The 14,033-nt window shown below is 73.2% G+C and carries 7 protein-coding genes; 3 read left to right on the top strand and 4 right to left on the bottom strand.

Translation table 11 applies throughout. From position 1 onward, the window contains the following. Positions 1-7 precede the first annotated feature (7 nt). Together O0S08_RS09780 and O0S08_RS09785 are read left to right on the top strand one after the other, a co-directional pair. On the top strand, positions 8-3,328 hold the full coding sequence (locus O0S08_RS09780) for a tetratricopeptide repeat protein (protein ID WP_269038783.1): 3,321 nt from the start codon (positions 8-10) through the stop codon (positions 3,326-3,328). Positions 3,329-3,671: 343 nt separating this feature from the next. Further along, positions 3,672-4,535: a hypothetical protein gene (locus tag O0S08_RS09785; RefSeq protein WP_269038784.1), complete on the top strand. Its 864-nt coding sequence runs from the start codon at positions 3,672-3,674 to the stop codon at positions 4,533-4,535. 272 nt (positions 4,536-4,807) lie between these two features. Here O0S08_RS09785 and O0S08_RS09790 read toward each other — a convergent pair whose 3' ends face one another. After that, positions 4,808-6,565 (bottom strand): hypothetical protein, encoded by a 1,758-nt coding sequence (locus O0S08_RS09790; protein ID WP_269038785.1) that lies wholly within the window; start codon positions 6,563-6,565, stop codon positions 4,808-4,810. Between the two features lie 1,148 nt (positions 6,566-7,713). Here O0S08_RS09790 and O0S08_RS09795 point away from each other — a divergent pair. Next, positions 7,714-8,838, top strand: a complete 1,125-nt coding sequence (locus O0S08_RS09795) for a PAS domain S-box protein (protein ID WP_269038786.1) — start codon at positions 7,714-7,716, stop codon at positions 8,836-8,838. A gap of 36 nt (positions 8,839-8,874) precedes the next feature. On the opposite strand, the gene O0S08_RS09800 is transcribed toward O0S08_RS09795, so the two are convergent. The 3 genes from O0S08_RS09800 to O0S08_RS09810 all read right to left on the bottom strand — a co-directional run bounded on the left by O0S08_RS09800 (position 8,875) and on the right by O0S08_RS09810 (position 14,022). Further along, positions 8,875-9,804, bottom strand: coding sequence for a hypothetical protein (locus O0S08_RS09800; RefSeq protein ID WP_269038787.1), 930 nt, complete (start codon positions 9,802-9,804; stop codon positions 8,875-8,877). A 186-nt stretch (positions 9,805-9,990) separates the two neighbouring features. Continuing rightward, complete coding sequence (locus tag O0S08_RS09805) at positions 9,991-13,404, bottom strand: serine/threonine-protein kinase (RefSeq protein ID WP_269038788.1); 3,414 nt, start codon at positions 13,402-13,404, stop codon at positions 9,991-9,993. A gap of 6 nt (positions 13,405-13,410) precedes the next feature. Beyond that, complete coding sequence (locus O0S08_RS09810) at positions 13,411-14,022, bottom strand: RNA polymerase sigma factor (RefSeq protein WP_269038789.1); 612 nt, start codon at positions 14,020-14,022, stop codon at positions 13,411-13,413. Positions 14,023-14,033: the final 11 nt, after the last annotated feature.

Here is a 14,033-nt window from a genome sequence, read left to right on the forward strand (position 1 = left end):
GGTCCGCATGACGATCGGCCGCCGCTCCGTGGACCACGACGAACGAACACTGCTGCAGGCGCCGCAGGGCAGCGGGCGGCCGTCGGAGGAGCGCGACGGGCTGCTGGCGATCTCCGAGACCCTGCCGGCGACGGGCGGGCTGGCGGCGACCGGCGAGCAGACGGCCCGGCCGACGCGGAAGCGGGGCAGCGTGGTCGGGCGCTACGTGGTGCTGTCGCTGCTCGGCACCGGCGGGATGGGGGCGGTCTACGCGGCGCACGACCCGGAGCTCGACCGCAAGGTGGCGCTCAAGCTGCTGCGGCCCGACGCCGGCCCCGGCGAGGCGGCGCGGATGATCCGCGAGGCGCGGGCGCTGGCCCGGCTGGCGCACCCCAACGTGGTCGCGGTGCACGACGTCGGGGTGGTCGGCGACGGCGAGGAGGACGAGGTCTTCATCGCCATGGAGTTCGTCGACGGGGTGACGCTGCGGACGTGGCTGCGCCAGCGGCCGCGCTCGCTGCGGGAGATCGTCGAGGTGTTCGCGGCGGCGGCGGGCGGGCTGGCGGCGGCCCACGCGGTCGACCTGGTGCACCGCGACTTCAAGCCCGACAACGTGATGGTCGGCGGCGACGGGCGCGTGCGGGTGATGGACTTCGGCCTGGCGCGCGCGGGGGTCGGGCTGTCGCGCGAGCCGAGCCTGCCGGGCGACCTGCGCGCGAGCGCGACGGATGTCCGGCTGACCCGCGCGGGGACGCGGCTGGGGACGCCGGCGTACATGGCGCCGGAGCAGTGGCAGGACGACGAGGTCGACGCCCGCACCGACCAATTCGCGCTGTGCGTGGCGCTGTGGGAGGCGCTGTACGCGGAGCGGCCGTTCCGCGGCGACTCGGTGCACGAGCTGATGTTCGCGGTCACCGAGGGGCCGCTGGCGCGGCCTCCGGAGGGCAAGCGACGGGCGCCGGCGTGGCTCGGGCGGGCGCTGGAGCGGGGGCTCTCGCGCTCGCCGTCGCGGCGGTTCGCGTCGATGGACGCGCTGCTGGCGGAGCTGGAGCGAGGGCTCGCGCGCGAGCGGCGGCGGCCGCTGGTGTTCGGGCTGCTGGCGGCGGCGCTGCTGGCCCTGGGGGTGTTCGGGCTGCGGGCCCGCAGCGTGGCCGGCTGCGCGGCGGCGGGTCGGCAGATCGACGAGGTGTGGCACGAGCAGGCGCGGGCGGGCCTGCACGCGGCGCTGCTGGCCACGGGGGCGCCGTTCGCCGAGACGAGCTTCCAGAAGGCGCTGCCGCGCATCGATCGCTGGGCCGGCGAGTGGTCGGAGCTGCGCTCGCGCGTGTGCACCGAGGCCGAGGTCGACGGCTCGCGCCCGCCCGCGCTCTACCGCCAGAGCGTGGCCTGCCTCGACGAACAGCGCGAGACGCTGGCGGCCCTGCTCGAGGTGTTCACCGCCGACCCGGCCGCCCAGGTGCAGCGCCTGGTGCCGGCAGTGGCCGCGCTGGCGCCGCTGGAGCCGTGCGCCGAGAAGAGCTACCTCGAGCGCATGCCGGCGCCGCCGGACGACCCGGACACGCGCGAGCGGGCGTACGCGCTGCGGCGCGAGCTGCAGCAGGCGCGCGGGCGGCTGGTGGCGGGCGACTGCAGCGGCCTGCCGCAGGCCGAGGCGATGCTGGCCACCGCCGAGGCGCTGCCGCACGCGCCGCTGGTGGTGGCGGCGCGCGACCTGGTGGCCGACCTGGCGGAGTGCGGCGACGCGTTCGAGCGCGCCGAGGAGGCGCTGCGGCAGGTGTACGTCGAGGCGGAGGCGCTGCGGGCCGACGAGGTGGCGGCCGGGGCGGCGATCCAGCTGGTCGGCACGATCGGCCGCGACCGCGGGCGCGCCCCGGAGGCGCTGCAGTGGGCCCTGCCGGCCGAGGTGATCGTGCAGCGGCTCGGCGAGACGCGCGGGCTCCTGGGCGCCAGCCTGGCCCAGAACGTGGCGCTGGTGCACGCGTCGCGCGGGGAGCACGAGCTGGCGCTGTCCGAGCTGGAGCGGGCGCTGGCGATCCGCGAGGAGCTGCTCGGGCCCGATCACCCGACGGTCGCCGCCGCCCTCGACGTGATCGGCGGAATCCACCGCACCCGCGAGTCGCTCGACAAGGCGCTGGCGGCCCAGACCCGCGCCCTGGCCATCCGCCGCGAAGCCCTCGGCGCCGACCACCCGGCCGTCGGGGTCTCGGCCAACAACCTCGGCCTGCTCGAGCAGCAGCGCGGCCACTACGACGCGGCCCTGCCGCTGCTCGAGGAGGCGGTGGCGGTCGCCGAGCACGCGCTCGGTCCCGACGACCTCGAGGTCGGCACGTCGCTCAACAACCTCGGCCGGCTGCAGCACGTCCGCGGCCGCTACGCGGAGGCGCGGGCCCTGTTGACCCGGGCGCTGGCGATCCGCGAGGCCCGGCTCGGGCCGAGCGACCTCGACGTCGCGGTCACGCTGCAGAACCTCGGCCTGCTCAACCTGCTCGAGGGCGACCGCCTGGCGGCCCGCGAGCTGCTGCAGCGGGTGCTGACGATCCGCGAGCGCAAGCTCGACGAGTCGCACCCGGAGGTGGTGGCGATCCTCGACAGCCTCGGCACCCTGAACTACCGGATCGGCAGCTACGCGGAGGCGCAGGCGCTGCACGAGCGGGCGCTGGCGATCCAGCAGCGCATGCTGCCGCCGGGCCACCCCGACATCGCCAGCTCGCTGCGCAACCTGGCGCTGGTGCGGGCCGCTCGCGGCGAGCGCGAGCAGGCGCTGGCGCAGGCGACCGAGGCGGCGACGATGGCCGAGGCGGCGCTCGGGCCGAATCACCCCGACCTGGCGCCGGTGCTCAACACTCTCGGGCTGCTGCAGCGCCGCAGCGACCCCGCGGCCGCGGTGGCGACGCTGGAGCGGGCGCTGGCGATCTCGGCGCGCGCCCGCGGCCGCAAGCACCCGGCGACGGGGACGTCGCTGCTCCGCCTCGGCGAGGCCCACCTGGCCCGCGGGGCCCGCACGGAGGCCGAGGCGAGCCTGACGGAGGCGCTGGCGATCCGCGAGACCCTCGGCCGCGACACGCCGGAGGTCGCGGAGGTGCTGGTGGCGCTCGGCGACCTCGAGCTGGCCCGCGACCAGCCGGCCGCGGCGACGCCCCTGCTCGAGCGCGCGGTCCAGATCCGCAGCAAGGGCGGGATCGCCAGCCACCAGCTCGCCGAGGCCCGCTTCCGCCTGGCCCGCGCGCTGGCGGCCAGCGACCCGCCGCGCAGCCGCGACCTGGCCGAACAGGCAGCCGCGACGTTCCGCGAGGAAGGCCCGGCGTTCAGCGAGGAGCTGGCGGCGGTCGAGGCGTGGCTGCAGCGGTAGCCCGACGGCCCGGTCTCATGACGGGCCCGTAACGGCATTGACAGGAGCCGCGACGCTCGGAGCTCCCGCGAGCTCGAGCTGTGCATCGACGCCTCGTGTAGGCGAAGGAGCAGCACCAGCGCCCACTTTTGGGTGCTCGTGCCGGAGCGCCACCTCCTGTTACGCTTCTCGCCGGCCCACGACGGCGAGGCCGTCGATCGGCCCCTGAAGGGCTATAGGGCTATTTCGTCGCCGACGCGCACGCGGTCTACGAGCATTTGTACGCGAGCGCGGCCGAGCGCGTAGATCCGCAGGGCAGCGCCGGCCGATACCCCGGTGGGGATTTTGCGTATGCTGACCGCGAATGGCCAGGAACAAGACGACGAAGCCAAAGACTTCAGGCGAGGCCACGACCCGCAAGGCCGCGGCGGGCAAACCCAAGACGGGCAAAGCCACGGCGAGCAAGACCCCGGCGAGTCCGCCGACGGACGAGGTGCTGAGCGAGATCGAGGACAACCTGATCTCGTACGCTTACAACATGAAATCGCCGGCCACCGACCGTGAGGGCAAGGCCTGGCGGAAGGTGGCGTTCTCGGGGCCGCTCAAGATCCTGGCCAAGCTGGTGAAGCACCCCGTGGCGCAGAAGCTGGAGACGCTCACCATCGTCAACATCGACGAGAAGGCCGACAAGGCCATCCGGGTGCTGGCCGAGGGGCCTCCGCTCGCGGCGTTGCGTGAGCTGCGTCTTGGTTTTCTGCCCGAGGGTCAGGACGAGCTGGTCGGCTTCGAGCAGCGCAACTGCGGCGACCTCACCGCCCTGTCCCGGGCCTGCCCGCGGCTGGAGATTCTGCGGCTGCTCTGCCCTGGATTCGTGGCCGGCGATCACCCCACGCTCCGGGTGCTGGATGCGCGCACGGGGGCCCGGCCGGCGTCGGTGGCCTCGCTGGCGAAGGCTTCGCTGCCGAGCCTGGAGGAGCTTCACCTGGGCTTCGGGGTCGAAGACGACGAGCCCATGGCTCCGTCGCTGGTCTGGCCTCCGAAGACGCTCCAGCCGCTGCTCGACGGCAAGGCGCTGCCGACGCTGCGCCGGCTGTGCCTGTGGCCCAGGCCGGAGGACGACGGCCTCTTCAAGCTGGCCAGGGCCTCGCCGCTGGGGAAGCGCGTGAAGATCGAGCTGCTCAGCGCCGACGACGACCTGGAGGCCGACACGGACGCTTACACGCTCTGAGCAGGCTCACAGCTCGGCGAGGGCGGCCCGGGACGTCGTGGTTGTCGACGATGGAGTCCCCGGCTGGCGCCTCGTCACGACGCATTTCGCCGGACGCTTCTATTCTTCCAGGAATGCAAGGGACCCTGAGCCCTTGTCTATCTGCGTGCAGATCCATCAAAGCAGGCAGTGGCCCACGGGCTGTCCGTGTTGCTCGTGGGCCACCGGTCCTCTTCCGATTCACGGCGACCGGGCCTCGGTGGTGACCCGGCGTCCGCGCGTCACCGAGGCTGTCACATCGGCTGAACGCCGCAGTCGTCGACCTCGCTCGGGACGCAACCCTCGCAGTCCCAGCGGAAGTTGTCGAGCAGGGTGACCGAGGCGAGGTTGGCGTCGGCCATGTCGGCGAAGAAGAAGCCGACGGTGATCTCGGCGCCCGGCTGCACGCCGCCCTTGGCGGTGAACCAGTCGGAGCACGCGTGGCCCTCGAACCCGGTGCCGACCATCTGCGGCTCGTTGTACGTGTAGCCCTGCTGGATGAAGTAGGGGTCGAGCGCCGTGATGGTGATCGGCAGCCCCTGCATGTTGTTGTTCGGGTCGGGGATGAAGGTGACGTTGCCGCTGTACGGATCGATCGGCGGGTCGGCGTTGGGGTCGTCGGGCGTCGGGTCGACCTGGTAGGCGATCAGCAGGTCGTTGTAGCCGTCGCCGACCCAGTCGGGCCACTCGGACGAGCAGAACGCGAACTCGAACGAGTAACCGAAGGTCCCGGCCGGCACCACGGTCTTGAACGTGAAGTAGATGCGATCCTCGGGGTCGTTGTAGCCCTCGCTCCACTGGTTCTGAATCGTGTCGGAGCAGTCGTTGTCGCCGGCCCCGTTGTCGCAGTTCTTGAACGGAGTGCCGCCGCCGCCGTTGTTGCTGCCGTTCACCGCCTTGAACGGGGGCGGCAGGGTGTCGCCGTCGAAGTTCTGGTTCTCGTTGTTCAGGACCTGGGAGTTCGGCAGCTCGGTGACGATGCCCTCGGCGTTCGGCGGGGAGATGACGCCGCTCGACAGGATCAACATCGACTCGCCCTCGCGCGGGCTGTACAGCCGCTTCTGCGGCGTCTGCGGGTCGTTGTCGTGGTCGATCATGTGCGAGCCGTAGCCGCGGGCCACCTGCCAGGTGTTGTTCTTCGCCGAGGCGTCGAACTCGAAGGCGGTCGTGACGATCGAGTTGTTGGGCTGAAGATCGCAGATGCCGATCGCCTTGAGCACGTTCTTCTTGTCGGCCTTGTCGGTCAGGATCGCGTTGCCGTCGTCGCAGACGGCGTAGTCGGCCGGCGCCTGGCAGTTGGCCGGGAAGAAGGGCGTACAGTTGTTGAGGCAGAAGTCGCCGGGCCCGCCGTTGACCATGTTGCCGTCGTCACACTGTTCGTCGCCCTCCTTGATGCCGTTGCCGCACTCCGGCGGGGTATTCGTGCAGTCCGGCTCGCAGCCGTCGCCCGCGTCCTGGTTGCCGTCGTCACACTCCTCGGGGAGCTCGACCGTGCCGTTGCCGCAGTCCTGGGTCGGCGTGGCCGTGAGGCAGTCGGCGCTGCACTCGTCGCCGTCTTCGGTGTTGCCGTCGTCGCACGCCTCGCCCGGCTCGACCTCGTTGTTGCCGCACACCGGCGTCTCGATGCAGGTCGGCTCGCAGCCGTCGCCCGCGTCCTGGTTGCCGTCGTCGCACTCCTCGTCGCCCTCTTGCACGCCGTTGCCACACTCGGGCATCGGCTCCGTCACTGCCTCGGTGTCCGCCGTGGTGCTCGAGGTGCCGGTCGGGTCCGCGTCGGTCGTCCCCTGCGTCTCGCCCATGCTCGACCCGGTGGTCGGCTGGGTGCCGTTGCTCTCCGTGTTCGTGACGCTGCCCGGGGTCGGGTCGCTGGCGCCGGACGTCGAGGTGGTGGTGTCGTCCGACGTGCCGTCGCTCGCCGAGACCCCGGTGAGGTTGCCGCCGTCCTCGCCGCACCCGGCGAGGGTCGTGGCCCACAGGCCAGCAGTAAAAATGCGAAAGATGGAGTTCTTCATGCCGTATCCCACGATTTCCCATCTCGCACGAAGGCTCAAGCGGGCGCGACCCCGCGGCAGCCGCGATGCTGGTCTCGTGATGCAACGAAGCACACCCGGTCGTGACCGATTTCCGTGACGGAATCGTTCGCAGGTGGCCATGGCTCGGGGCGATGCGCACTCCGGCCGCGGAGCCGTCTTCGCCGCCACGGAGGGACGTACTTCCGTTCGGCCGGCTCCGCGCGATCCATGCCGCACGGCGCGTTCTCGCACTCAGAGCGATACCAGGGGTTCGCCTGAGCCCTTCCACGATGCCCGGACGGGAAAGTGGTGCCTCACGGTGACGCCGTGATGCGAGGACATGGGTAACACCCGCGCGCTTCGGCGGGGCTGGGCCCGAGCGCGTCTTCGGGGTCGATGCACGAGCGACGCGTCACCGGCCTCGACTCGAGCGTCGCTTCGGATGTCGCGCCGGTGGCGACGCAGCAGCTCCTGACGCGCGCGGTCGGCCGGGGCCCCCTCGCCGGCGCAGCGCGGCACGCCGAGCGGCCGCTCGAGCTGCGCGTCGAGCTCCTGCTCGGAGAGCGTAAAGGTCGGCGAATTTGTCGTCGGGTTTGCGCTGCCGCGATCGCCGGACCCGCTCGCGCACGAACAGGTCGACGCGCTCGAGCTCGGCGAGGACGCGCTGCAGGGACGACTCGAACGGGGTTGCCGCCGGGCTACCGCACCGACGGCCACGACCGCATCGACCTTCGCGGTCGGGGAGATGTCGATCGAGTTCGAGCACCGATTCGACACCTCGAATATTCGCTCGCAGATCGATCAGGATGGATGCGCGCGGTGCCGCTGATGTCCACGGGCGCTTCTCACCCGCTGGACTTTCAGGCGCGTCGGCCCTCGTTCGATTGCGAATAGCTACCCAAACGCAGGAGGATGATGAAGCAATGATATGGTCCACGGCAAACTCTGATCGGCGCCCACCTGTGGCCTGTTGCCTGTGAGTCTCCCGGGCGGGGAGATTGCCCCCAGCGCGCGCCGCGAGGGATCCGTCCTGGATAAGACGCGCGACCCATGCGATCCTGAGGGCAAGCTCTTTACAATGTTCCTATCACCGCGGCGCTGCCGGTATGGGTGCAATCATGAGTGAATACGAAGATATCGTACGCGTGGTGTTCGACAACCTCGACGTCATGGCCTGGGCGACGGATGTCCAGGGCACAGTGAAGCTGTCGGAGGGCAGGGCGCTACGGATGATCGGGAGCCAACCCGGACTGTTCGTCGGCCTCAATGTCCTCGACATGTACCGGGACCGCCCGGAGACTCTCGGGCCCCTGAAGCTGGCCCTCGCCGGCGAGCCGCACACCTCCCTCTCCCGCGAGAACGGGAGGATCTTCGAGACGCAGTTCAGGCCGATGCACGGCCGCTCGGGCGAGCTCCTCGGCGTCGCCGGGCTCAGTTCGGATGTGACCGAGCGCGAGCACGCGAGGCTGGAACTGGCGCGGCAGACCGACCAATCGCGCAGGCTGGCCGAACTGCTCGACCTGGCCCAGGACGCGATCATGACCCGCACCCTCGGTGGCACGATCACGTACTGGAACCGCGGCGCCGAGCGGCTCTACGGCCACGAGCGCGCCGCAGCGATGGGACGGGTCTCGCACGCGCTGCTGGGGACCCGCTTCCCCTCCGAGCTCGAGGCGATCGACCAGCACCTGCAAACGACCGGCCACTGGAACGGCGAGCTCACGCACGCCCGCGCGGACGGCCAGGACGTCGTCGTCGCGAGCCGCTGGGTGCTCAAGCGCGGGCACGACGGCCAGGCCGACGAGGTGCTCGAGCTCAACACCGACATCACGGCGCGCAAGCGGGCCGAAGCCGAGGAGGCGCAGCGACAACAGCTGCTGCTCGCCCAGGCGCGGGCGATCCAGGAGCTCTCGACGCCGCTGATCCCGGTCACCGATGAAATCCTCGTGATGCCGATGATCGGGACGGTCGATTCGATGCGCGCCAAACAGATCATGGAGGCGATCCTCCGGGGCATTGCAGACACCCGGGCGCGATTCGTCATCCTCGACATCACAGGCGTGCTCGTCGTCGACACTGCGGTCGCCGGCGCGCTCCTTCGCACCGCAGCCGCAGCGCGGCTGCTGGGCTCGCAGGTGATCATCACCGGGATCCGCCCGGAGATCGCGCAAACCCTGGTGCAGCTCGAGGCGAACCTCGAGCACATCGTCACCCGCGGCACTCTTCAGAGCGGCATTACCTTCGCTCTCGGGCAGCGGCGGCTCGGCGCCTGAATCGAGCCGGGGTGCGGCCCGGCGTCCCGGCTTTCGTCAGAGGTCGGTGACCGAGCCGCACTCGCCCCACGCGCGCATGCCGATCTGGCGCGCCTGCTCGCGCAGGTAGTCGTAGACGGTGGCGATCGATTGGGAGGCGCCGGACAGATCGTAGCCGCGGCGGCGGCTCAGCAGCCTCGTCGCGTCGACCTGCTCGAGCTCGGCGATCGTGGTCTCGCCGTCGCGGTCGAGGTCGGCGTCGGCGATCCACTGCGCGCGCAGGGTCGGGCTCTCGCCGCCGATGACGGTCTGCAGCCAGGTGACTGCGGGGAACGTCAAGGTCACGTTCTCCTGGGGGACGGTCGGGTCGGTCCACACGCAATCGTCATAGGCGAGGCCGTGCGGCAGGCCCCAGCGGAAGCGGACGATCGGGGCCGGTGCGCAATCGGACGGGACGTCGGGCCTGCACGACATGCCGTCGGCCTTCTCGATCGTGCCCTCGACGTAGAGCGAGTAGCCGCCCTCGACCATCTGCTTGACGTCCTGCTCGAGGGTGAAGGGCGACAGCGGCCGGCTCTTGTCGGTGACCGCCGGCGGCAGGGTGAAGGCGATCGCGGACGGCTTCTCGCGCCCGTCGACGTGATCGAGGAGGGCGCCGCCCACCGGCAGGCTCAGCAGGTCGACGACGAAGTCGGTGGCGACCTCGACCTCGCCGCCGCTGGCGGTGGTGAAGGTGACGGTGCCGACGGAGACGAGGATCTTCTGGTACTCGACGGTCCAGCCGTCGCGGATCTGGCCGAGCTCGCTGCCGCTCTGGACGCCGAACACGCCGTCGCCGGGAGCGGCGAGGACGTCGCCCACGCTGTTGAGGCCGTCGCTGACGCTGCCGTGGGTGGTGTACATCATCTGCCCGCCGGAATCGGTGCCGCCGTCGTCGCCGCACGCGAACAGCAGCGTCCCGCCGCAAAGGCCCAACAACAAGGACATCCTGCGCATCGCTCGCGAGAAGCACAGCATGCGCGTGCTGCCCCGTCAACCGAGTTCGCGCGGCCGTCGACGCGTGGCGCTCCAGCTGGAGTGGCCGCAGGGACGCGGAGACACTCGCTCTCGCCGGTCCGCGCAGAGAGGTCGCGTGGGGTCACGGCGCGCCGCACCTGGGGGACGTCGCGCGGGTCACTGCGCCTTGACCAGCGCGAGATCGAGGACCAGCTGACTGGCGAGCGCGCGGCCGGAGGGGTCCTCCGGCGCGACCGCGAGCGCGGCCTCGAAGGCCCGGCGCGCGCGCGCAGGTTCGCCGATCTGCGCCAGCGCCCTGCCGTGCGCGCGGTGCAGCTCGGCGCACACGTCGGCGCCGGCGCAGCGCTCGTCGAGGCCGCCGAGCTCGGCGAGCAGGCGCCGCACGATCGCGGGCGAGAGGCTCGCTGCGCCCAGCTCGTGGCTCCACGCGCGCGCGAACAGCTGGAGGTAGCGCGCCTCGCCGAGCGCGGGTCGCAGCGCCGGGGCGAGGCCGTCGGGGTCGTCGCGCAGCCATCGCTGCAGCTCGAGCTCGAGCGCAGGATCTCCGGCGAGGGCGAGCTCCAGCGGGGCGGCGACGTCTCGCCAGCGTCCGAGGCGGATCGCCGCGATCGCCTGCCACAGCCGGGCCCTGGGGTCGGCGATGTCGGCGAGCAGCTCGCTCGCCGCCCGCGCGTCGCCGTCGACCAGCAGCGCCCCGGCGCGCGCGAGCGGCTCGTGGGGCCGGGCGGGGCCGGGCGAGGCGCCGCGCAGCTCGACGCCGGTGAGGTGCAGGCGCATGGGCGAGGCGGCCCGGGTCGTCGGGGCCTGCAGCGCGAGCGTGACTGGACCGAGAGGCCAGCGTCCTCGCAGGGGTACGGCCTCGCGGACGCCCGTCGACAGGTTCGCGTCGAGGACGCGACAGGTCGCGGTGCCGCCGGCGAGGTCGAGGTCGAGTCGCAGCGTCAGCGGCGGGACGGTCCGATCGGCGCGTGCAGTGCCGACGAGGGCGCTCGCGTCGACGCGCGAGGCGAGGGCCGGGGAGGCGGGCGTATCGTGGCGAGATGCGGCGCTCGCGGTCGGCGAGGGGTTCGCGTCGTCGCGAGCCGGACCGCTCGCGTCGCTGCGAGGACCCGCGCTCGCCTCGGAGCCGTCGTGGCGGTCGTCGGGTCGTGGCGCTTGCGACGAGGCCCACGACCCGCACGTCAGCGCGAGCGCGGGCGGCCCCTCGCCGTCGCCGAACGCTTGCAGGCCGACCTGGGCCGAGGCGTCGGCGCCGAGCACCTGCACCGCGAAGGCGGCGTCGGGTGCCAGGGACGCCGGCGTGAGCGCGACGTCGACGATCAGGCGATCGGCGCGGAGCTCGAGCGACCAGGCCGCGAGCGCGCCGGCGTCGCTGTCGACGACGAGCGCGTGACCGACCGGGTCGCGGCGCAGCGCCGCGGGCTCCACGAAGGTCCACGCGTCGCCCTCGCCGAAGCGCAGCGACAGCCGCGTGCGCGCGGCCAGCACGGCCAGGCGGTCGCGCAGGGCCTCGGCGTCGCGCCGCGCCGCCGCGTCCAGGGTCGCCTCGCGCAGCCGGGTGGCGTGAATTTCGGCGGCGGCTTCGATGTCGCCGTCGCGCACGAGCAGGGCGACCTGCTCGGCCAGGGCCGCGTCGCGGATCGTCGGCTCCTCGGCGGCGGCGGTCGCCAGGGCCAGGGCCCGGGTCGCGTCGTCGTCCGCGGCGAAGAGGGCCGCCGCCGCCAGCTGCCAGCGCGCGCGGGTCGGCGCGTCCGCGCGGCCCGCGAGGGTGAGCAGCGTCGCCGCCGACAGGTCGAGCAGCCCCGCCCGGGCCAGGGCGACGACCTCGGGCGGCACCGCGGCGTCCGCGAGCCGGCTCGCCAGGGCGGGCTCGCCGGGGGATCGCCCTGGAAGCTCGACCGCTGCGCGCGCGGCGGCCTGCAGCGGGGCCAGCTCGGAGGCGGCGAGCAGCTCCGGGGCCTCGACGGTGATCAGCGCCAGGACCCTGGCGGCCTCGCCGGCCCGGTCCGCGCGGGTGGGCGGAGGGGCGCCATCGCGCGTGGTGGCGGGATTTTCGGTGCCGAGATGGGCGCCATCGCGCGCGTCGGTTGGATCGGCGGCGCGGAGAGGGGCGCCATCGCGCGCGTCGGCCGGGCCCGTGGCGCCCGGAGGGGCGCCGTCGCGCGGGGCCGTCCCGCCGTCGACGCGCCGCTGCGCGCCCTCGCGCTCGCCCGTCGGGCTGTGGCCGGGGCGCCGCCGGCTCGGTGCGCGCGCGCGCCCGTCCTCGCGCCGCCCCACCGCCTCGCGCGCCAGCCCGAGCAGCGCCTCGCGGCCGGCTTGCGCGTCGGCGCCCGCGAACACGTACGCGTGGGCCCACGCCTCGCGCGCCGATCGGCCGGGAGCTCGCTCGAGCAGCCGCGCCCAGTCGGCCCAGGCCCGGCCGGCCTCCGCGTCGCTCAGCTCGGCCAGGGCGAAGCGGGCCGCCTCGACCTGGTCGGCCGCCAGCAGCCGCGCCAGCTTCTGCGCGAGCGCGGCGGCCCGCTGTTCGGCGGCCTGCGCCTCGCGGTGGGCCGACCAGGCGCGACCCCCGAGCACCGCCGCGACGATGAGTCCCAGCGCCCCGGCGCCGAGCAGCCACCGGCGCCGTCCCGGCCTGCTGGCCGCCCTGGCGTCCCCGGCGGTCAGGGCGGCCAGCAGCGCGTCCATCGTCGGCCAGCGCTCGGCCGGGTCGACCCGCAGGCCGCGGAGCAGCGCCTCGCGCAGGGCGGGCGGCACCGTCGACCCCGGCGGCGGCGGCCGCAGCGTCCCCGCGGCCACCGCGGCCAGGTCCTCGAACGGGCGCTCGCCGTGGAGCGCCTCGTAGGCCATCACGCAGAAGCTGAACTGGTCGGAGCGGGCGTCGGCGCGGCCCGGGTCGCGCAGCTGCTCGGGGGCCATGAACGCCGGCGTCCCCAGCACCGTGCCCGACTTCGTCAGCGGCGCGTCGAGGCTGCCCGTCGACGTGTCCGCCGGCGCGCCCGGGTTGGCGCGGGCCAGCCCGAAGTCGACCACGCGGGCGCGCCCGTCCTCGCCGACCAGCACGTTCTCCGGCTTGAAGTCGCGGTGGATGATGCCGGCCGCGTGGGCCGCAGCCAGGCCGCGGCCGGCCTGCGAGATCATCGCCACCACCTCCGCGGGCGCCCGCGGGCGCTCGCGCAGCCACTCGCGCAGCGTCGTCCCGCGGACGAACTCCATCACCACGAACGACTGCCCGTCGGCCTCGCCGATCTCGAACACCTGGACCACGTTGGGGTGCGACAGGCGGCCGAGCGCCTGGGCCTCGCGGCGCAGGCGGGCCAGCTGCTCGGGGTCGGGCTGGCCGCGCGGCGAGTGCAGCAGCTTGACGGCGACCTCGCGGCGCAGCTGCGGGTCCTGGGCGCGGAACACCACGCTCATGCCGCCCTGGCCGAGCCGCCCGAGCAGGCGGTAGCGGCCCAGCTGCACCGGCTCGGCTGGCCTTTGGAACAGGCGCCCGCCGACCTTCGCCGCCAGCAGCTTCGCCTCGAGGTCCGACAGCGCGCCTGGGCGCGGGCCTGGGCGCTCGGGGTCCATGGCCGCTTACTGCTGGTCCCGCAGGTTGCGGGCCCACGTCTCGAAGCCGAACGGGATCCGCTCGCGCACCGCCTGCGAGCTGGTCAGCATCGCCATCTGCTCCTCGAGCAGCTGCCGCGCGCGGCGCAGCCGGGTCGCCGCGGTGCCGACCGGCACCCCCAGCGCCTCGGCGATCTCGGCCAGGCTGAGCTCCTCCCAGTAGAACAGCTCGATCACCAGCTGGTGGGCCAGCGGCAGGCGGAACAGCGCGTCGAGCAGCAGCTGCTCCTCTTGCTCCTTGGCCACCACCGCGCTGGCCGTCGGGCCCAGCTCGCACAGCGACACCTCGTCGAGGTCGAGCGGCTGGCCGTGGCGGTGGTTCGTCCGCAAGTGGTTGTAGAGCACGTTGCGGGCGATCCCGAACAGGAAGCCGCGGAAGCTGCCCTCGCCGCTGAACCGCTGCTGTCCTTCGAGACAGCCGAGGAAGGTCCGCTGGATCAGCTCCTCGATGTCGCCGTGGGTCTTGTTGCGGAAGAAGCGGGCGATCGACGCGAAGTGGCGGGCGAACAGGGCCTCGCCGGCCGCCTGATCGCCGCCGCGCCAGGCCGTGAGCAGCTGCGAATCGCTGGCGTCCGCCACGGGCGCCCACG

The sequence above is a fragment of the Nannocystis punicea genome, from assembly GCF_026965555.1.
GTDB classification, from domain to species: domain Bacteria; phylum Myxococcota_A; class Polyangia; order Nannocystales; family Nannocystaceae; genus Nannocystis; species Nannocystis punicea.

Excerpts from the sequence above, each read along its gene's own strand:
- O0S08_RS09800 (WP_269038787.1), bottom strand. The coding sequence starts at position 9,804 with ATGTCCTTGTTGTTGGGCCTTTGCGGCGGGACGCTGCTGTTCGCGTGC.
- O0S08_RS09790 (WP_269038785.1), bottom strand. The coding sequence starts at position 6,565 with ATGAAGAACTCCATCTTTCGCATTTTTACTGCTGGCCTGTGGGCCACG.
- O0S08_RS09780 (WP_269038783.1), top strand. The coding sequence starts at position 8 with ATGACGATCGGCCGCCGCTCCGTGGACCACGACGAACGAACACTGCTG.
- O0S08_RS09805 (WP_269038788.1), bottom strand. The coding sequence starts at position 13,404 with ATGGACCCCGAGCGCCCAGGCCCGCGCCCAGGCGCGCTGTCGGACCTC.
- O0S08_RS09785 (WP_269038784.1), top strand. The coding sequence starts at position 3,672 with ATGGCCAGGAACAAGACGACGAAGCCAAAGACTTCAGGCGAGGCCACG.